Origin of the sequence: Dankookia sp. P2 (assembly GCF_050632255.1) — a bacterium.
In the GTDB taxonomy this organism is placed as follows: Bacteria; Pseudomonadota; Alphaproteobacteria; order Acetobacterales; family Acetobacteraceae; genus Paracraurococcus.
This window is the reverse complement of sequence record NZ_CP192581.1, coordinates 1,985,090-2,003,103: the sequence shown is the minus strand read 5'-3', so window position 1 is coordinate 2,003,103 and position 18,014 is coordinate 1,985,090. Positions and strand designations below refer to the sequence as shown.

Genomic DNA, 18,014 nt, shown 5'->3' with positions numbered 1-18,014 from the left:
CTTGGACACACCGCACCATGCCTGGCCGGGCCTCGACACCGCCGAAGGCCCGAGCCGCAGCGGGATCGTCGATCTCGGATCGAATTCCGTCCGCCTCGTCATCTTCGAGGGGCTGGGCCGCAACCCGCAGGCGATCTTCAACGAGAAGGCCGTGCTCGGCCTCGGCCGTGGCCTGCAATCGACCGGGCGGCTGAACGAGGAGGCGATCGCGCAGACCCTGACGGTGCTGGACCGCTACCATGCCGTCGCCCGCGCCATGCGGGCCGACCCGCTGGAGGTGGTGGCGACCGCGGCGGTGCGCGATGCGACCAACGGCCCCGACTTCGTCGCCGCGCTGCAGGCGCGGATGCCGGGCGTGCCGATCCGCATCCTGGCCGGGGAGACCGAGGCGGAGCTTTCCGCCGACGGCGTGCTGCTGGGCTTCCCCGGCGCCGACGGCATCCTCGGCGACCTCGGCGGCGGGAGTTTGGAACTGGTCAGGCTTGAGGCCGGCCGCGCCGCCCGCGCCGCCTCGCTGCCGCTCGGCGTGATCCGGCTGGCGGAACGCGCCAATGGCGACGTGGTCCGGGCGCGGGCCATCGCCGAGCAGGAGCTGGGCCGCACCCCTGGCTGGCCGAGGGCGCCGGCCGCGACCTCTACCTCGTAGGCGGCGCCTGGCGCGCCATGGCGCGGATGCACATCGCCCAGACCGGCTACCCGCTGACCATCGTCCACCACTACGTGCTGCGGCGCGAGGAGGCGCGCGACCTCGCCGGCGTCATCATGGCGGCCTCCCGCCGCACGCTGGAGCGCATGGCCGGGGCGCCGCAGAAGCGGCTGGGCGACCTGCCCTTCGCCGCGGTCGCGCTGCGGCGGTTGCTGCGGGCGACCGGGGCCGGCCGCGTGGTCTTCTCCGCCAACGGGTTGCGGGAGGGCTGGTATGCCCGGCTGCTGCCGCCGAGGTCCGGCGGGAGGAGCCGCTGCTGGCGGCCGCGCGCGAGCTCGCCTGGCGCTGGGGCCGCGACCCCGGCCTGCCGCCGGCGCTGCTGGCCTGGACCGACCCGGTCTTCGCCGACCAGGATTCCATCCAGCGGGCGCTGCGGGAGGCCGCCTGCTGGGTCTCCGACATCGGCAGCCACGACCATCCGGAATACCGCGCCGAGCAGGCCTTCCTGCGGGTGCTGCGGCAGCATGGCGTCGGCCTCGACCACCATGCCCGCGCCTTCCTCGCGCTGGTCGCGGCGCTGCGCTACGAGGCCGAGCCGAACGCGCCCTACCTGGCGCCGACCCGGGTGCTGCTGGACGTGCCGACCATCCGCCGGGCGGAGGCGCTGGGGGCGGCGCTGCGGCTGGCCTACACCCTGTGCGGCGGCACCCCGGTGCTGCTGGCGGGCACCACGCTGCGGCGGGACGGCAGCCGGCTGGTTCTGCAGCTGGCCGAGGGCACCGGCGTCTTCGCCGGCGACAGCGTGCTGCGCCGGGTCGAGGCGCTGGGCGCAACGCTCGGGCTGGAAGCGGTGGTGCAGGTGGCCGGCGGCTGAACTGCTGCTTCAGGCCCTGGCGCGCCGCTGCGCCAGCCAGATGCCGCCGCCGATCAGCACGATGCCGGCCGCGTGGAAGGCTCGCGGCACCTCGCCCAGCAGCAGCATCGCCAGCAGCGTGCCGAAGACCGGCACCAGGTGCACGGCGAGGCCGGCGAGATTGGCCCCGAGCAGCGCCACCGCCCGGTTGTAGCAGAGATAGGCCAGCACCGAGGCGAAGAGCGCGACATAGAGGACCGCCCCCGCCGCCACCGGCGTCAGCGGCATTGGGCCGGCCCGACAACGTCTCCGCCAAATGGAAGGGCAGCAGCATCGCCGCGCCGACCAGGAAGGTGGCGGCGACGAAGCTCAGCCCGTGCACCGCCGGCCGGCGCCGCAGCATGGCGGTGTAGACCGCGTAGCTGACGATGCCCGCCAGCATCCAGACGTCGCCGCGGTTGAGGTCGAGCCGCGCCAGCACCAGGGGGTCGCCGCGGCTCACCAGCGTCACCGCCCCGGCCAGCGAGACCGCGATGCCGAGCGCCTGCCGTCCGGTGACCCGTTCCCGGAACAGCAGGAAGGAGGCGGCGACGATCAGCACCGGCATGGTCGATTGCAGCATGACGATGTTGAGCGCGGTCGTGCTCTGCGCCGCGATGTAGAGCGTGCTGTTGAAGACGGCGATGCCGCAGGCCGAGAGCGCCAGCATCGGCTTCCAGGCGCGCAGCATCGGCCGGATGTCGTACCGCAGGTGCGGCCAGGCGAAGGGCAGGATGATCGCGGCCCCCACCACCCAGCGCCAGAAGGCCAGCCCGATCGGCGGCACCTGCCCGGCCACGGCCCGGCCGAGGATGGCGTTGCCGGCCCAGAACAGCGCCGTCGCCATCATCAGCAGCCAAGGCATGTCGAACAGGCCGCGGCGCGGCGAGGCGCTACTCAAGCCAGGGCGCCTCGACGAAGAGGGCGCCGTCGTAGTTGTTCGGCTGGCCCGGGGCGACCACCAATTCCAGCAGCAGCCCGCCGGTCCCGGCATGCGGCCAGAAGGCGCGGCGGAGGAGGCGGTGGGTGCCGGGCGGGATCTCCACCAGCGGAGTGTCGAGCACATGCCCCGCTTCGGTCACCAGGCCGATCCGCAGCACCAGCGGGGCGCCGCGGGCGCGGTCATCAGGGTCGCCTGGAACAGCCGCCGGCCGGTCCGCAAGGGTGGCAGGCCGGCATAGACCAGGCGCAGCGCCGGCTCCCAGGGCGAGTTCGGATGCAGCTGCATCCCCGACGCCTTGGCATGGGTCCAGGGGTTGGGATTGGTCACGGTCACCGTGCCGCCGCCGGGCAGGGCAAGCGGGCCTCCCGGCGCCGGCACCGCGTCCTGGGCGAAGGGCAGGCCCAGCGGCATGGGGTCGGCCGGCCGGGCTGGCTGGCCGGCCAGGCCCGACCATGGCTGCGGGTGGACCAGCCGCATCGGGCTGCCCGGCGCGCCATGGTGCAGCAGCGCCGCCTCCGCCGCGCTGCCGACGCGGGCGAAGAGCAGCAGGTTCTGCGCGTACCACCAGTCGACCTCCGGTTGCAGCCAGAGCGCCGGGCGCAGAAGGTCGAAGCAGCGGAAGCCCTCGGCCGCGAAGAGCCCGGCCCAGTAGTCCGGCCATTGCTCGTTCACATGGTGCTCGCCGCCCTGATGCGGGATGGCGGCGGAGAACAGCACGGCATCCGCAAGCCCCGCCAGCAGCCCGACCAGGCCGGGCGCCTGGTGCGGATGCAGGTGCTCGGCGACCTCGAGGCTCATCGCCAGCCCCGCCGGCAGCGGCAGCCGGGCGGCGATCGCGGCGCGGTCGGGGGCGGCGAGGTCGGCGGCGAGGAAGCGGTCGCCGGGGATCAGCAGCTGCTCGCGCGGCACCCAGTCGCCATCGACGCCGAGGATGGCGGTGGCGCCGTGTTCCTGCGCCGCGCGCAGCCAGGCGCCGGTGCCGCAGCCGAGATCGACCACGCCGGCCGGGATGCCGAGCAGGCCGAAGACCCGGCCGAGCACCTGGCGGGCCGAGCGCAGCGAGGCTTCGGCATGCGATTCGTAGAAGGAGGCGGCGTAGGTCTCCTTCACGGGCGGGCTAGCCGGCCGGGATCAGCTTGATCCGCCGGCCATCGACGCCGAGCGCCAGCCGGCCGGATTTCAGCGCCAGCGCCGCCTCGCCGAAGACCTCCCGCCGCCAGCCATGCAGGGCCGGCAGGTCGGGATGCGCCTCGGTCGCCAGGCGTTCCAGGTCGTCGGAGCTGGCCAGCAGCTTCGGCGCCACGTTGTGCTCCTCGGACTTGGTCGCCAGCAGCACCTTCAGCAGCGCGACCAGCGCCGGGGAGGGAGAGGGCCGCCGCGGTCCTTCGGCGGCTCCGGCAGGGCACTGTCGGGCAGCGCCTTGGCTTCCTTGACCGCGGCCAGCAGCCCGGCGCCGCTGCGGCCCTTGGCGAAGCCCTCCGAGATGCCGCGCGCCCGGGCCAGGTCGGCCGGGGTCTCCGGCGCGGTGGCGGCCAGCTCCAGCAGGGTCTCGTCCTTCACCAGGCGCTGGCGGGGATGTTGATCCGCTGCGCCTCGCGCTCCTCGCCAGGCGGCGATGGCCTGCAGCATGCCGAGAAAGCGGCGGTTGGTGGTGCGGGGCTTCAGGCGTTCCCAGGCATTCTCCGGCTCGGTCCGGTAGGTGCCGGGCTCGTTCAGCACGGCCATCTCCTCGGCCACCCAGTCGAGCCGGCCTTCCTTGGCGAGGCGCGCGGTCAGCGCGGTGTAGATCTTCCGCAGGTGGGTGACGTCGGCCGCCGCATAGGCGATCTGCGAGGCCGAGAGGGGACGCGCCGACCAGTCGGAGAAGCGGTGCGCCTTGTCGATCTGCGCATTGGCCAGCGCCCGGGCGAGGCCATCGTAGCTCACCTGGTCGCCGAAGCCGGCGACCATGGCGGCGGACCTGGGTGTCGAAGAGCGGGGTCGGGACGGCGCCGTATTTCAGCAGGAAGATCTCCACGTCCTGGCGGGCGGCGTGGAAGACCTTGGTGACCTTGGTATTGGCGAGCAGCACGCCGAGCGGGGCGAGGTCGAGGCCTTCCGCCTGGGCATCGACCACCGCCGTTTCGTGCGTCCCGCCCAGCTGGACCACGCAGAGCTCGGGCCAATAGGTCCGCTCCCGCATGAATTCGGTGTCGACGGTAACGAAGTCCTCCGCGCTCAGGCGCTCGCACAGGGCCGCCAACTCGGCGGAGGTCGTGACGAGGGCGGGGAGGCTGGCATCGGCAGGCGTGCGGCGGCTCATGCCGATGCTTCTACTGCCGGGGGAGGAAGTCGGAAAGCCGGGGGCGACAGGAGGCCGGTCAGGCGCCCGTCCCGCCAGGAATCAGCGCCAGCCCCAGCGCTACCGCGGCGGCGCTGGTCAAAGGTCAGCAGCGGCAGGCCGAGCCGGGCGCAGGTGGCGAGGTGCGGCGCACCCGGCGCCTGCAGGCCGAGCTCAATGCGGTGGACATGGCTGGCGGCGACGCGGTGGTCGGCGGGATCGGCATCCACGGTGGTGGCCTGCGCGGCGACCCAGGCATCGGCATGATGCAGGATCGGGCGGCGTGGCCGAAGACCGAGCGGCCCACTTCCGGTGAGATGGCCATCAGGATAGCCATCCAGGCCGCCGGCATTATCGGCGGAACGGCTGCGGGGTTGACAGGACGCACCCCCGGCGCCTCAAACCCGCCACTTCAGCAATCCCAGGTCCCCGCCCCATGCACGCCTACCGCACCCATACCTGCGGCGCCCTCCGCGCCTCCGACGCCGGCAGCACCGTGCGGCTCTCCGGCTGGGTGCATCGCAAGCGGGACCATGGCGGGCTGCTCTTCCTCGACCTGCGCGACCATTACGGCCTGACCCAATGCGTGGTGGCACAAGGGTCCCCGGTCTTCGAGGCGGCCGACAAGCTGCGCGCCGAGAGCGTGATCACCGTGACCGGGGAGGTGGTGAACCGCGAGGCTGGAACGGTGAATGCCAAGCTGCCGACCGGCGAGGTCGAGCTGCGGGTGCGCGAGCTGGTCCTGCAATCCGCCGCCGAGGTGCTGCCATTCCAGGTGGCGGGGGAGCAGGAGGCGCCGGAGGAGATGCGGCTGCGCTACCGCTTCCTCGACCTGCGGCGGGAGCGCCTGCAGCGCAACATGATCCTACGCGCCCAGATCATCCAGGACATCCGGGAGCGGATGATCGCCACCGGCTTCAACGAGTTCCAGACGCCGATCCTGACGGTCAGCAGCCCCGAGGGCGCGCGCGACTTCCTGGTGCCGGCCCGGCTGCATCCCGGCAAGTTCTACGCCCTGCCGCAAGCGCCGCAGCAATACAAGCAGCTGACCATGGTGGCGGGCTTCGACCGCTACTTCCAGATCGCCCCCTGCTTCCGCGACGAGGCCGGCCGCGCCGACCGCACGCTGATGTTCTACCAGCTCGACGTCGAGATGAGCTTCGTCACGCAGGAGGACGTCTTCACCACCATGGAGCCGGTCATCCGCGGCACCTTCGAGCGTTTCGCCGAGGGCCGCCACGTCGATGCCGGGCCCTGGATCCGCATCCCCTATGCGAAGGCGATGCTCGACTACGGCTCGGACAAGCCCGACCTGCGCAACCCGCTGGTGATCCGCGACGTGACCGAGCAGTTTGCCGGCAGCGGCTTCGGGCTGTTCTCGAAGATCGCCGCCTCGGGCGGCGTGGTCCGCGCCATCCCGGCGCCGGGGGCGGGGGCCAACCCGCGCTCCTTCTTCGACAAGATGAACGAATGGGCGCGCGAGCAGGGCGCCGGCGGGCTCGGCTACATCACCTTCGACGCCGAGGGGCCGAAGGGCCCGATCGCCCGCAACCTCGAGGCCGACCGGGCCGAGGCGATCCGCGCCGCCTGCGGCGTCGGCCCGGGCGATGCGGTCTTCTTCGCCGCGGGCAAGGCGGCGGATGCCGCCAAGCTCGCCGGCCAGGCGCGCCTCAAGCTCGGCACCGATCTCGGCCTGAGCGCGAAGGAAGGCTTCCGCTTCTGCTGGATCACCGACTTCCCCTTCTACGAGCTGAACGAGGAGACCGGCCAGGTCGACTTCAGCCACAACCCGTTCTCGATGCCGCAGGGCGAGATGGCGGCGCTGGAGGGACAGGACCCGCTGACCATCGGGGCCTACCAGTACGACGTGGTCTGCAACGGCTACGAGATGGCCTCCGGCGCGATCCGCAACCACAAGGCGGAGATCATGGTGAAGGCCTTCGGCATCGCCGGCTACCCGCCGCAGGCCGTGGAGGACCGTTTCGGCGGCATGCTGAACGCCTTCCGCTACGGCGCCCCGCCGCACGGCGGCATGGCTGCCGGCATCGACCGCATCGTCATGCTGCTGGCCGAGGAGCCGAACCTGCGCGAGGTCAACCTCTTCCCCATGAACCAGCAGGGCGAGGAGCTGATGATGGGTTCCCCGTCCGTGGTGGAGGAGGCTCGGACGCGGGAGCTGCATATCCGCACAGTGCTGCCGCCGGCCAAGCCATCGGCCGAAAAGCCCGCCGCGAAGGATGCGTCGCCGGCCAAGACGCCCTAATTGCTGCCGATGCACCCAAGGACCCGCGCCATGCCGCTGCGCCGCCCCCTCATTGCCGCCCTGGTCGCGCTCGGCGCGTCTGTCGCGCTGCCCGCCGCGGCGGCCGAGCCGGGGGCGGAGGCGATGGTCGGCCACCGTGCCGCCTACCGCCTGACCCTCGACAAGGTGCGGGACAATCTCGGACATCGCCCGGGCCGACGGGGCGATGCTGTACGAGGTGATCGACAGCTGCGACGGCTGGGCGACGCGGCAGCGCTTCCAGCTGCGGCTGACCGACCGCGACGGCCAGGATGTCGAGACCACCTCGGACTACTCGACCTTCGAGACCAAGGACGGCAAGAAGATCCGCTTCCAGCCTGACCCAGACCAGCCAGGGCGCGGTGTCGCAGCGGATCGCCGGCGATGCCGAGGTGACCGAGGCCGGCGGCACGGTGACCTACACCGAGCCGGAGGCGAAGCAGGAGGACCTGCCGCGCGGCACCCTGCTGCCGATGCTGCATACCATCCGCAGCCTGGCCGCGGCCAAGGCCGGGACCCGGATGATGGTGGTGCCGCTCTTCGACGGGACCAGCGCCGAGGGCGCGCAGGACACCACCACGGTGATCTCCGCCTGGCAGCCGCCGGCGGCGGGCGGCAGGTTCCCCGACCTGGCGAAGCTCGGCAGCGCGCGGATGCGGGTGGCCTTCTTCGACCGCAAGGACAGCGGCGCCAATGGCGGCGCCAGCGCCCCGGACTACGAGGTCGGGCTGCGCTACTACGAGAACGGCGTCGCCGACGAGATGACGATGGATTTCGGCGAGTTCAGCGTGAACGGGGCGCTGCAGGAGTTGGCGCTGCTGCCCAACCCCTGCTGAGCCGCGGTGGGGGATGCTCCGGCATCCCGCGCGGACAGGCGGGCGCCGGGCGGCGTGCCGCCGGCGGACTACCCCCGCTTCAGGTTCCACAGGAAGGGGTTCGGCCCCTGCAGCACGCCGGTCAGGTCGCGCCGGAAGGCCGTGCGCAGGCGGAACAGGCCGGTCGGGGCGAAGGGCACGCTCTCCCAGGCCGCATCCTGCAGCGCCGCCATCGCGCGCGCCTGGGCCGCGCTGTCGGCGGCGTTGATCCAGGCCTCGACCTCGGCCTCGGAGGCCGCGTCGCTCGGCCAGCCGAACCAGGCGCGCTCCGCCATGCCCGCGGATGATCGGGCTGACCGCGGGGCTGGCGATGGCCGCCGCCGGGAAGTTGGTGTTGTGCAGGCTCCAGCCGCCCTGGTTCGGCGGCGCCTTGTTGGCGCGGCGGGCGATGGTGGTCGCCCAGTCGCTCTCGACCAGCTTCGATAGTGACGCCGAGCCGCCGCATCAGGTCGGCGGTCACGCGGCCCTGCTGGGTCACCGCGGGGAAGTCGCTGGGGTTCACCAGCACCACCGTCTCGCGCTTGTAGCCGGCCTCGCGCAGCGCCGCGCGGGCGCGCTCCATCGCCGCCTCGCCACGCGGCGCGGGGGTGAACTCCTTCACGCCCGGCAGGCCGCAGGGGAAGACCGCATGGCATTCCTGCCAGTCGCCCGGCAGCGCGACGGCCGCCATGTAGTCTGGCTGCACCATCACGTCGCGGATCGCGCGGCGAACGCGGACATCGTTGAACGGCGCGTGCAGGTGGTTGAAGCGGAGGAAGCCGAGGAAGCCGTTCGGGTCGTAGACCTGCGTGGTGATCTTCGAGTCCTTGGCCAGCACCGGGACGAGGTCCGGCAGCGGGTATTCCACCCAGTCGATCTCGCCGGTCTGAAGGGCGGCCGCCGCAGTCCCGCCATCCGGGATCCAGACCATCTCCAGCCGGTCGAAATGCACCCGCTTGCCGCCCGCGGCCGCCTCCTGGCCGGCTCCTCGCGCGGGACATAGGCCTCATTCCCGCGCATAGGCGGCGCGGGCGCCCTGGACGAACTCGCCGGGGAGGAACCGCCAGGGACCGCTGCCGACCATGCCCTCGACGCCGATCGGCTTGTCGGCCGGTGTCGCCGCGATCTCGCGCCGGCATGATGAAGGCGGGGCTGGCGGCGGGCTTGGCCAGCGCATCCAGCAGGGCGGGGAAGGGGCGGTGCAGGCGGATGACCAGTACCCGGTCCTCCGGCGCGCCCCACTCCGCCACCGCCTTGGCCAGCACCTGGCCGAAGCCGTCCCGCACCGCCCAGCGCTGGAGGGGAGGCGATGCAGTCGCTGGCCCGCACCTTCTCGCCGTCATGGAAGCGGAGCCCGTCCCGCAGCCGGATGGTCCAGGTCAGGCCATCGGCCGAGACCGTGTGCTCCTTCCGCCATCTGCGGCTGCGGCCGCAGCTTCGAATCGCAGCCATAGAGCATGTCGAAGACGCAATAGCCATGCGTGGTGGCGATGGTGGTGGGGTTGAGGATCGGGTCCAGCACCGCCGGCGCCGCCTGCGGCATGAAGCGCAGCGTGCGCGCCCGGGCGCCCTGGCCGAGCGCCGGCAAGGGCAATGCCGCGAGGCCTGCGGCCTTCAGGATGTCGCGTCGCTGCATGGCGTCTGTCTCCCCTGCGAGGCGCGATAGGCCAGGACGCGCGGCGGGGAAGGGGTGGCCCTGGGCGGGCGGCCGGGGCAGGATGCCCGCAACACGCCGAAGTCCACGGTCGTCCTCGCAGGAGCCTGCCAGAGATGAGCGCTGCCCTATCCCCCGCCACCCGCGTGGCGACGCACCCGCTCGACGCCAGCTTCGGCGCCGAGCTGACCGGCCTGGCGATCAAGGGCGACGCGCCCGCCGCCGATGTCGAGGCCTTCCTCGCGGCGCTGCACCGCCACCACGTCGTGCTGATCCGCGACGTGCCGAACGACCCGGGCGCCCAGGTCGCTCTTCAGCCGGCGGCTCGGCCCGCTGGAACTCCATTCCGGCACGACCCATATCCACCCGCGGCATCCGGAGATCTTCTGCGTCGGCAATTACGAGGCCGATGGGATCAAGGCGAACTTCGCCACCGGCGTCGAGCAATGGCATGCCGACAGCAGCTTCCGCGCGGTGCCGAGCGCGGCTTCCCTGTTCTACGGCGCGATCTGCCCGCCGGAGGGCGGCGAGACCTGGTTCCTCGACGCTGAGGCGGCCTATGACGACCTCGACGCGGCGACCAGGGCGCGGATCGACGGGCTGACCGCGGTGCACGACCTGGCGACGCCGTATGCCTGGAATGCCCGCCACACGCCGGGCCGGCCGCCGCTGTCGGAGGAGGCGCGGCGGAAATTCCCGCCGATGCCGCAGCCGCTGGTCCGCACCCATCCGGTGACCGGGCGGCGCTCGCTCTTCCTCTGCCCCGCGGTCATCAGCCATGTTGAGGGAATGGACCCCGCCGAGGGCCGCGCCCTGATCGAGGCGCTGATGGCCCATGCCTCGCAAGAGCGCTACCTCTACCGCCACCGCTGGCGGGCGGGCGACTTGGTGGCCTGGGACAACCGCTCCGTCCTGCACACCGCATCGTTGTTCGACCACACGCGGTACACGCGCTTGATGTTCCGCACCACGGTGGCCGGCAGCGCCTGAGCCGCGCCGCCGGCGAGCGGAGGTGACGGACCGGGGATGACCGAGCTACGGCTGCTGCTGGACCTGGCGGGCGAGGCGGCCCTGTTGCTCTGGGGCCTGCACATGGTGCAGAGCGGGTGCAGAAGGCCTTCGGCAGCCGGCTGCGGCATGCCCTTGGCGTCGCCCTCGGCGGCCAGCTTCGCGCCTTCGCCGCCGGGCTCGGCGTGACCGCGGTGCTGCAGTCCAGCACCGCGACGGCGCTGATGGTGGGGTCCTTCGCCGCCTCCGGCGCGGTGGCGCTGGCGCCGGCGCTGGCGGCCATGCTGGGCGGCAATCTCGGCACCGCGCTGATCGTCCAGCTGCTTTCCTTCGACGTGGCGGCGGTCTTCCCCGCCTTGGTCCTGGCCGGCGTGCTGGCCTTCCGCCGCGGCAGGCGGGCGCGGACGCGGGATCTCGGGCGGGTCTCGATCGGGCTCGGGCTGATGCTGCTGGCGCTGCATCTGATGGTCGCCAGCATGGCGCCGGTCGAGACCTCGCCCACGCTCCGTGCGCTCCTCACTGCCCTGGCCGACCAGCCGCTGCCCAACCTGCTGCTGCTGGCCGCCGCCATCGCCTGGGCGGCGCATTCCAGCGTCGCCGGCGTGCTCTTCGTGGCGTCCCTGGCCGGCAGCGGCGTGGCGACGCCCGGCGCGGCCTTCGCCATGGTGCTCGGCGCCAATCTCGGCAGCGCGCTGAATCCGCTGCTGGAAGCCGGCGGCGACCGCGAGGACACGGCGCGGCTGCGGGTGCCGATGGGCAACCTGATCAACCGGGTGCTGGGGGCGGCGATCGGCCTGGCGCTGCTGCCGCAGGCGGTGTTCTGGCTGCAGGCGCTGGATGCGGCGCCGGCGCGCTTCGTCGCCAATGCGCACCTGGCCTTCAACCTTTTCACCGGCCTGCTGGCGCTGCCTTTGCTGCCCGGCCTGGCGCGGCTGCTGGTGCGGCTGCTGCCGGACCGCACCGCGGCCGATCCGGCCGCGCCGCGCTACCTGGACGAGGCGGCGCTGCGCACGCCCTCCGTCGCGCTGGCCAATGCGGCGCGCGAGGTGCTGCGCATCGCCGACCGGGTGGAGGCGATGCTGAAGGCCTCGGCCGAGGCCTTCGGCACGGCCGACCGCGACGCCGCCCGCGCCGCCGGCCGGCTGGACGACGAGGTGGACCGGCTGCACCGCGCGGTGCACGACTACCTCTCGCAAATCCCGCGCGACGCGCTGGGCGAGGAGGAGATCCGCCGGCTGGAGGAGGTGCAGGCCTTCGCCATCGCACCTCGAGCACGCCGCCGACGTGATGGAGCGCGACCTGCTGCGCCATGCCGGCAAGCGGCTGCGCCGCGGCGCCCCGCTGGAGGAGGCCGGGCTGCAGGAGATCGCCGAGCTGCACGGCACCCTGCAGGAGCAGCTCCGCCTGGCGATTGCCGTCTTCATGCTGGAAGACGCCGAGGCCGCCCGCGCCCTGGTCCGCGGCAAGGAAGGGCTGCGGGTCGCCGAGCGCGAGGCGGCGCGCCGGCTGGCGGCGGGCGAGGGCAGTGCTGCCGGCCTGCTGCTGGACGCGGTGCGCGCGACCTGCGCCGGGTCGGCGGGCATATCGCCGTGGTGGCCCATCCGCTGCTGGAACGCCGGGGCGAGCTGCTGCCGAGCCGCCTGGCTGCCGACCCGGCGCTCGCCGATGGCGATTTTTCCCCAACGGCTAAGGTGCCGCCCCGAAAGGGAGATCCACCATGGACGCCATGACCCAGCCGCCCGTCATCCGCCTGAACCCGGAGGATGGGGTGGTCATCGCCCGCCAGGTGCTGCCGCCGGGCACGCCGGTGGGGGCGTCTCCACCGGCCGCCCGCATCCCGGCCGGGCACAAGATCGCGGTCAAGGCGCATGCGAAGGGCGAGCCGGTGCGGCGCTACGGCCAGATCATCGGCTTCGCCACCGATGCCATCGCCCCTGGCGCCTGGGTGCACACCCACAATCTCGGCATGGGCGACTTCTCCCGCGACTATGCCTTCGGCCAGGATGCGCGCCCGACCGAGACGGTCGCCACCCCTGCCACTTTCCAGGGCATCATCCGCGCCGATGGCCGCGTCGCCACCCGCAACTACATCGGCATCATCACCAGCGTGAACTGCTCGGCGCATGTGGCCGAGCTGATCGCCATGGCCTTCCGCCGCAACCCGCTGACCGGGGAGGACCCGCTGGCGGCCTGGCCGAACGTGGATGGCGTGGTGGCGCTGACCCACAAGACCGGCTGCGGCATGACCCAGGGCGAGCCGCTGACGCTGCTGCGGCGGACGCTGGGCGGCTTCGCCCGGCACGCCAATTTCTCCCATGTCATCGCCATCGGCCTCGGCTGCGAGGTCAATCAGATCGGCGGCCTGCTGGACGAGCAGCGGCTGTCCGGGCGGCTGCGTAACATGGACATCCAGGAGATGGGCGGCACGCGGAAGACGGTCGCCGCCGGCATCGCCTTCGTGAAGGAGGTGCTGGAGGAGGCCAACAAGGTCTCCCGCGTGCCGGTGCCGGCCAGCGAGCTTCTGCGTCGCGCTGCAATGCGGCGGCTCGGACGGCTATTCCGGCATCACCGCCAATCCCTCGCTGGGCGCGGCCTCCGACCTCGTCGTGCGGCACGGCGGCACGGTGATCCTGTCGGAAAGCCCGGAGACCTACGGCGCCGAGCACCTGCTGACCCGCCGTGCCGTGAGCCGGGAGGTCGGCCAGAAGCTGGTCGACGTAATGCATTGGTGGGAGGAGTACACCGCGCGCGAGGGCGCCGAGATGGACGCCAACCCGTCCCCCGGCAACAAGCTCGGCGGCCTCACCACCATCCTCGAGAAGTCGCTCGGCGCCATGGCGAAGGCAGGATCCACCAACCTGGTCGAGGTGGTGCGCTACGCCGAGCCCGTCACCGCCAAGGGCTTCGTCTTCATGGACACACCGGGCTACGACCCGGTGGGTGCGACCGGCCAAGTCGCGGGCGGCGCCAACCTGCTCTGCTTCACCACGGGGCGCGGCAGCGTCTTCGGCTGCAAGCCGACGCCCTCCATCAAGCTGGCGACCAACACGCCGATGTACCAGCGGATGGAAGACGACATGGACATCAACTGCGGCACCGTCGTGACCGGGGAGGAGACGGTGCAGCAGGTCGGCGAGCGGATCTTCCAGAAGATGCTGGAGACGGCGAGTGGCGGCCGGACCAAGAGCGAGAGCTTCGACTTCGGCGCGGCCGAATCCGCGCCCTGGGTGCTCGGCGCGACGATGTAGGGCGCGGAATCGCCGCGCGGCCTTGCGAAAGACCGTTTCCGACAGGTCCCGGCTGCAACCGGCGAGGTGCCGCTTTGGCAAGTAGTATCATCTGTCAAACGGCCGGAATTTAAGATCGATTCTGCCGGGACGCGCTCCGTTCCGGAGGAAATCCTGTCGAGCATGTGACGCGCTGCCGCTTCCAACGGCGGCGCGCGCACCGGCGTTGCTCCTGCCATGCGGGCTGTCCGGCCCGCCCAGGAGAGACGTCCAAAATGGCCGACGAATTCCTCACCCTGCTGACGCCCGCCAATAATTCCGGCGTGCTCGGCCTGGCCCGCACCAGCCTCGACGGCAATGTCCTGACCGTGGACGTCGCCGCCTCCGGGCTGACGCCGGATGCCGAGCACCCGCTGCACCTGCACGGCTTCCTCGACAGCAGCCCTTCGCAGCTCGCTACTTATGCGAATGACCAGGACGGCGACGGCGTGGTGGAGACGGCGGAGGGCGAGTCCGCCTTCGGCCCGGTCATCGCCGGCCTCACCGCCAACGGCAATGCCCGCTTCTTCCTCGAGACTTGGCCCGACGCCTTCGCCAAGGCCGACGGGCAGGGCAATCTGAGCTTCCATCAGAGCTATGCGCTGGACAGCGCCGACCCGGCGCAGAACGCCATCCTCAACCTGGTGACCGAGCGGCTGGAAGGCCGGGTGCTGGAATTCCACGGCGCGACGGCGCCGGAGGGCCTGGGCGCCGGGACAGCGGGCGAGGCCAACGGCGCCGGCGGCTACAACGTCTCGGTGCCGGTGGCGGAAGGGCTGCTGCTGCCGGGCGGCGGGCTCGGGGGCTGGCTCGGCGCCGATTCCGGAAAGCTTCCTGGCGAATGCCGCCAAGGCGCTGTCGCTGCTGGCGCCCTACAGCTCTGGCCCCGGATGGCAGCGGCCCGGCGGCGCCAGAGCCGGCCGGTGCCGCAGCCACCGAGGCTACGGATTTCGCTGCGCTGCTGCTGCCCTCGAACGGCTCCGGCGCGCTTGGCCTCACCGCGGTGCATATCGACCGTGCCGCGGGCACCGTCACGACCGATCTCTGGGTCGGCGGGCTGACGCCGGATGCGGTGCATGCGGCGCATATCCACGGCTTCGCCGACGGCGCGCCCTCCCTGCTGCCGAACCTGACGCTCGATGCCGACAGGGACGGCTTCGTCGAGGATGCGGAGGGCGAGCCCGTGGTGGGGCCGGTGATCCTGGCGCTGACCCGGGACGGCTCCGTCACCGATGCGGCGACGCAGGCCAACTTCCCCGTGGCCGATGCGAACGGGTCCATCCTGCAGCGCGAGACCTACCGCTTCGACCTGTCCGACCCCGACCAGCAGTCGATCTTCGACGCGCTGGACGCCCGGCTGGCGGGCCGCGAGGTGCAGGTGCACGGGCTGGCGGTGCCGGCGACGGAAGGCGAGGGTACGACGGGCGAGGTGAACGGCACCGCCGGCTACAAGGCGGAGCTGCCGGTGGCCAACGGGATCCTGCTGCCGGTCGGCGCGGACCTCTCCGCGCTCGATCCCACGCTCGTGGCGCAGCTGGTGGAGACGTTGGTCGGCAATCTGCCGCCGGCGCCGGCCACGGATGCGGTCTTCGCCTGAGGCAAGGCTGGGGGAGAAGGTATTCTCCCCCAGGCCCCCTCATCTATTTCTCCGGGTCTGGCACTCGCCGCGTGGTAGCTGCCGACTCACTTTTCCACGGATCAGCCTGGGTTCGACTCCTCGAACATCCGCCGCGCCTTCTCCACGTCGTAGCGCCCCTCGGTTAGCGTCTCCGGGTCCCATTCGCTGCGCTCGGCGGCGAAGAAGTCGCCGCCATAGATGTGGATCGCCCCGGTCAGGCGGGGCAGCGGGTTGGTGACGGAATGGACGATGTCGCGGCCCAGCACCGCGCAGTCACGCGCCCGCAGCGACTGCGCGCCGACGGCCTCCACGCGGCCGCCCTCCAGCCGCCGCCAGAAGATGTTGTCCTCCCCGCCGGTATAGACGCCGATCACTGCCCACATGCGGTGGTTGTGCGGCATGATCGTCATCCGCGGGCCCCAGACCACGTTGAGGATGGTCAGCTCCGCCGAGCGGTGCAGCGCGGTGATCCCCGCCCGCTGCGGCTCGCCGAGCCCGGCCATGACCGCGCCGGGCTCCGCCACGGTGCGGGTGAGCAACTTCGCGCACCGCGCGATGGCCACCGGAGTCCTGCGCCAGGGCGGCGCGGCAGGATTGGGTGAAGTGGTCGAGCTCGAACATGCGGAATGCCTCCTGCCGCGACGGGGCGGGAGGCAGGCTAGCTCGCGATCGCCCTGAGTGGAAACACTCAGGGCGCGAGATCGCTGGCTCAACAAACCTGGGTCCCGGCGCGCCCGCGGCAAAGCATTCTTCGCCGCGGGAATGGCTTCGGTCACGCCGCCCCGCGATCCCGGCCCGCGCGGTGCGAAGGCTGGGCGGCGGGCGTCAGCCCGCGTAGGCGACCGTCCGCTGCGTCTGCTCGCCCAGCCCCTCGATGCCGAGATGCATGGTCTGCCCCGCCTTCAGGAAGACCGGCGACGGCTTGATGCCGAGGCCGACGCCCGGCGGCGTGCCGGTGAAGATCACGTCGCCCGGGTGCAGCGTGATCATGTGCGAGACATAGGAGACGATGGTCTTCACCCCGAAGATCATCGTGCGGGTCGAGCCGTTCTGGTAGCGCTTGCCGTCCACCTCGCAGAACATCGCCAGGTTCTGCGGATCCGGCACCTCGTCCTTCGTCACCAGCCAGGGGCCGACCGGGCCGAAGGTGTCGCACCCTTGCCCTTGTCCCAGGCGCCGCCGCGCTCGATCTGCCACTCGCGCTCGGAGACGTCGTTGCCGACGGCATAGCCGGCGACGTGGTCGAGCGCCTGGTCCTCCGTGACGCACTTCGCCTTGGTGCCGATGATGATGCAGAGCTCGACTTCCCAGTCGCTCTTCACGGAGTTCTTCGGGATGATGACGTCGTCGTTCGGGCCGCACAGTGCGCCGAGCGACTTCAGGAAGACGATCGGCTCCTTCGGCACCGGCGCGCCGGTCTCGGCGGCGTGGTCGGCATAGTTCAGGCCGATGCAGATCAGGTTCTTCATCCCCGTCGTCGGCGGGCCGATGCGCGGGTTGCCGGAGACCGCCGGCAGCGAGGCCGGGTCGAGCGCCGCGAGCTTCGCCAGGCCGGCGGCGGAGAGCGCCTCGCCGGCGAGGTCGGGGACGACGCCCGAGAGGTCGCGGATGGTGCCGGATGCATCGAGCATCCCGGGCTTTTCCTGGCCCGCGGGGCCGTAGCGCAGCAGCTTCATGATGGGTCCTCCAGAACAGGGGCCCCGCGCGGCAAGGGTTGGTGTGGCGGCTTGCTGCGCGGGGGAATTACAACATCCAGCCGCCGTCGATGACCATGGCCTGGCCGGTGACGAAGGTGCTCTCGGGCGCGGAGAGATAGACGACCAACGCCGCCATCTCCTCGGCGGTAGCGAGGCGCCCCATGGCCTGCCGCGCGACGAAGGCGGCGCGCGCCGCATCCATGCCCTCGGCCTGCGCCGCATTGGCGGCGATGCGGTCGCCGAGGCTCGGCGTGTCCACCGTGCCGGGGCAGACCGCGTTGCAGCGGATGCCCTTCGAGACATAGTCGGTGGCGACCGACTTGGTCAGCCCGATCACCGCGGCCTTGGTGGTGCCGTAGAGGAAGCGGTTCGGCGCGCCCTTCAGGCTGGAACAGGCCGAGGACATGTTGACGATGGAGCCGCCGCCCTTGCCGATCATGCCCGGCAGCGCGGCGCGCGTGGTCTGCCACATCGCGCGGACGTTCAGCGCGAAGGCGAAGTCCCATTCCTCATCGGTGCAGGTCTCGATCGAGTTCTGGTGGACGAAGCCGGCGCAGTTGAACAGCACGTCGAGCGGCCCGGCGCCCTGCACCGCGGCGGCCACCGCCTTGTCGTCCAGCACGTCGAGCGCCAGCGTCTCGATGCCGTCGAGGCCCTTCAGCTTGTCGGCGTCGCGATCGGTGGCGACGACGCTGGCGCCTTCCGCGGCATAGGCCAGCGCGGTGGCACGCCCGATCCCCTGGCCCGCCGCCGTCACGAAGCACCGCTTGCCCTGCAGCCTGCCGGCCATGGTCCGATCCCGCCCTGAATCGCAGGGCGCCATCTTCACGGGGAC

Annotated in this window: 15 protein-coding genes and 7 pseudogenes; 10 read left to right on the top strand and 12 right to left on the bottom strand. The window is 72.0% G+C overall.

Translation table 11 applies throughout. The features are described 5' to 3' along the window. Window position 1: 1 nt before the first annotated feature. Window positions 2-1,520: pseudogene (locus ACQ86J_RS11885) on the top strand (Ppx/GppA family phosphatase). 9 nt (window positions 1,521-1,529) lie between these two features. Here the strand turns inward: ACQ86J_RS11885 and ACQ86J_RS11880 are convergent. The 6 genes and pseudogenes from ACQ86J_RS11880 to ACQ86J_RS11855 form a co-directional block, all read right to left on the bottom strand. Next, window positions 1,530-1,787, bottom strand: a complete 258-nt coding sequence (locus tag ACQ86J_RS11880) for an EamA family transporter (RefSeq protein ID WP_431271258.1) — start codon at window positions 1,785-1,787, stop codon at window positions 1,530-1,532. Window positions 1,788-2,295: 508 nt separating this feature from the next. Next, window positions 2,296-2,385, bottom strand: a pseudogene (locus ACQ86J_RS11875) (hypothetical protein); the annotation flags it as partial. A gap of 46 nt (window positions 2,386-2,431) precedes the next feature. Continuing rightward, window positions 2,432-2,638, bottom strand: coding sequence for a hypothetical protein (locus ACQ86J_RS11870; protein ID WP_431271257.1), 207 nt, complete (start codon window positions 2,636-2,638; stop codon window positions 2,432-2,434). Further along, on the bottom strand, window positions 2,617-3,591 hold the full coding sequence (locus tag ACQ86J_RS11865; RefSeq protein WP_431271256.1) for a methyltransferase domain-containing protein: 975 nt from the start codon (window positions 3,589-3,591) through the stop codon (window positions 2,617-2,619). Before ACQ86J_RS11865 ends, ACQ86J_RS11870 begins: the two co-directional genes overlap by 22 nt. A 7-nt stretch (window positions 3,592-3,598) precedes the next feature. Further along, window positions 3,599-4,783: pseudogene (gene rnd, locus ACQ86J_RS11860) on the bottom strand (ribonuclease D). Beyond that, window positions 4,780-5,031: a hypothetical protein gene (locus tag ACQ86J_RS11855; RefSeq protein WP_431271255.1), complete on the bottom strand. Its 252-nt coding sequence runs from the start codon at window positions 5,029-5,031 to the stop codon at window positions 4,780-4,782. The pseudogene rnd and the gene ACQ86J_RS11855 overlap by 4 nt, the downstream one beginning before the upstream one ends. Before the next feature lie 206 nt (window positions 5,032-5,237). On the opposite strand from ACQ86J_RS11855, the gene aspS reads away from it, so the two are divergent. From aspS to ACQ86J_RS11840, 3 genes and pseudogenes are all read left to right on the top strand, one after another. After that, the gene (gene aspS / locus ACQ86J_RS11850; protein WP_431271254.1) at window positions 5,238-7,064 is read left to right on the top strand and encodes an aspartate--tRNA ligase; all 1,827 of its coding nucleotides are present in this window, start codon (window positions 5,238-5,240) and stop codon (window positions 7,062-7,064) included. A 205-nt stretch (window positions 7,065-7,269) separates the two neighbouring features. After that, window positions 7,270-7,359: pseudogene (locus ACQ86J_RS11845) on the top strand (DUF1849 domain-containing protein); the annotation flags it as partial. 85 nt (window positions 7,360-7,444) lie between these two features. Next, entirely contained in the window at window positions 7,445-7,918 is a 474-nt protein-coding gene (locus tag ACQ86J_RS11840; protein WP_431271253.1) for an EipB family protein, read from the top strand. Window positions 7,919-8,039: 121 nt separating this feature from the next. Here ACQ86J_RS11840 and ACQ86J_RS11835 read toward each other — a convergent pair whose 3' ends face one another. The 3 genes and pseudogenes from ACQ86J_RS11835 to ACQ86J_RS11825 form a co-directional block, all read right to left on the bottom strand. Then, entirely contained in the window at window positions 8,040-8,888 is an 849-nt protein-coding gene (locus ACQ86J_RS11835) for an ABC transporter substrate-binding protein (RefSeq protein ID WP_431271252.1), read from the bottom strand. Between the two features lie 54 nt (window positions 8,889-8,942). Further along, window positions 8,943-9,113, bottom strand: coding sequence for a hypothetical protein (locus ACQ86J_RS11830; RefSeq protein ID WP_431272823.1), 171 nt, complete (start codon window positions 9,111-9,113; stop codon window positions 8,943-8,945). Between the two features lie 173 nt (window positions 9,114-9,286). Beyond that, window positions 9,287-9,388: pseudogene (locus ACQ86J_RS11825) on the bottom strand (hypothetical protein); the annotation flags it as partial. A gap of 535 nt (window positions 9,389-9,923) precedes the next feature. On the opposite strand from ACQ86J_RS11825, the gene ACQ86J_RS11820 reads away from it, so the two are divergent. From ACQ86J_RS11820 to ACQ86J_RS11795, 6 genes and pseudogenes are all read left to right on the top strand, one after another. Continuing rightward, on the top strand, window positions 9,924-10,580 hold the full coding sequence (locus ACQ86J_RS11820; RefSeq protein ID WP_431272381.1) for a TauD/TfdA dioxygenase family protein: 657 nt from the start codon (window positions 9,924-9,926) through the stop codon (window positions 10,578-10,580). 116 nt (window positions 10,581-10,696) lie between these two features. Then, complete coding sequence (locus ACQ86J_RS11815) at window positions 10,697-12,328, top strand: Na/Pi cotransporter family protein (protein WP_431271251.1); 1,632 nt, start codon at window positions 10,697-10,699, stop codon at window positions 12,326-12,328. Next, window positions 12,316-13,023, top strand: a pseudogene (locus tag ACQ86J_RS11810) (UxaA family hydrolase); the annotation flags it as partial. The gene ACQ86J_RS11815 and the pseudogene ACQ86J_RS11810, both read left to right, overlap by 13 nt. A gap of 106 nt (window positions 13,024-13,129) precedes the next feature. Beyond that, the gene (locus ACQ86J_RS11805; RefSeq protein WP_431272380.1) at window positions 13,130-13,846 is read left to right on the top strand and encodes a hypothetical protein; all 717 of its coding nucleotides are present in this window, start codon (window positions 13,130-13,132) and stop codon (window positions 13,844-13,846) included. A gap of 254 nt (window positions 13,847-14,100) precedes the next feature. Next, complete coding sequence (locus ACQ86J_RS11800; protein ID WP_431271250.1) at window positions 14,101-14,925, top strand: hypothetical protein; 825 nt, start codon at window positions 14,101-14,103, stop codon at window positions 14,923-14,925. Further along, window positions 14,868-15,461: a hypothetical protein gene (locus ACQ86J_RS11795; protein ID WP_431271249.1), complete on the top strand. Its 594-nt coding sequence runs from the start codon at window positions 14,868-14,870 to the stop codon at window positions 15,459-15,461. The genes ACQ86J_RS11800 and ACQ86J_RS11795 overlap by 58 nt, the downstream gene beginning before the upstream one ends. Window positions 15,462-15,562: 101 nt before the next feature. On the opposite strand, the gene ACQ86J_RS11790 is transcribed toward ACQ86J_RS11795, so the two are convergent. The 3 genes and pseudogenes from ACQ86J_RS11790 to ACQ86J_RS11780 all read right to left on the bottom strand — a co-directional run bounded on the left by ACQ86J_RS11790 (window position 15,563) and on the right by ACQ86J_RS11780 (window position 17,969). Further along, on the bottom strand, window positions 15,563-16,045 hold the full coding sequence (locus ACQ86J_RS11790) for a hypothetical protein (protein WP_431271248.1): 483 nt from the start codon (window positions 16,043-16,045) through the stop codon (window positions 15,563-15,565). Window positions 16,046-16,307: 262 nt separating this feature from the next. After that, window positions 16,308-16,951, bottom strand: a pseudogene (locus ACQ86J_RS11785) (fumarylacetoacetate hydrolase family protein). A gap of 274 nt (window positions 16,952-17,225) precedes the next feature. Continuing rightward, window positions 17,226-17,969: an SDR family oxidoreductase gene (locus tag ACQ86J_RS11780; RefSeq protein ID WP_431271247.1), complete on the bottom strand. Its 744-nt coding sequence runs from the start codon at window positions 17,967-17,969 to the stop codon at window positions 17,226-17,228. Window positions 17,970-18,014 lie beyond the last annotated feature (45 nt).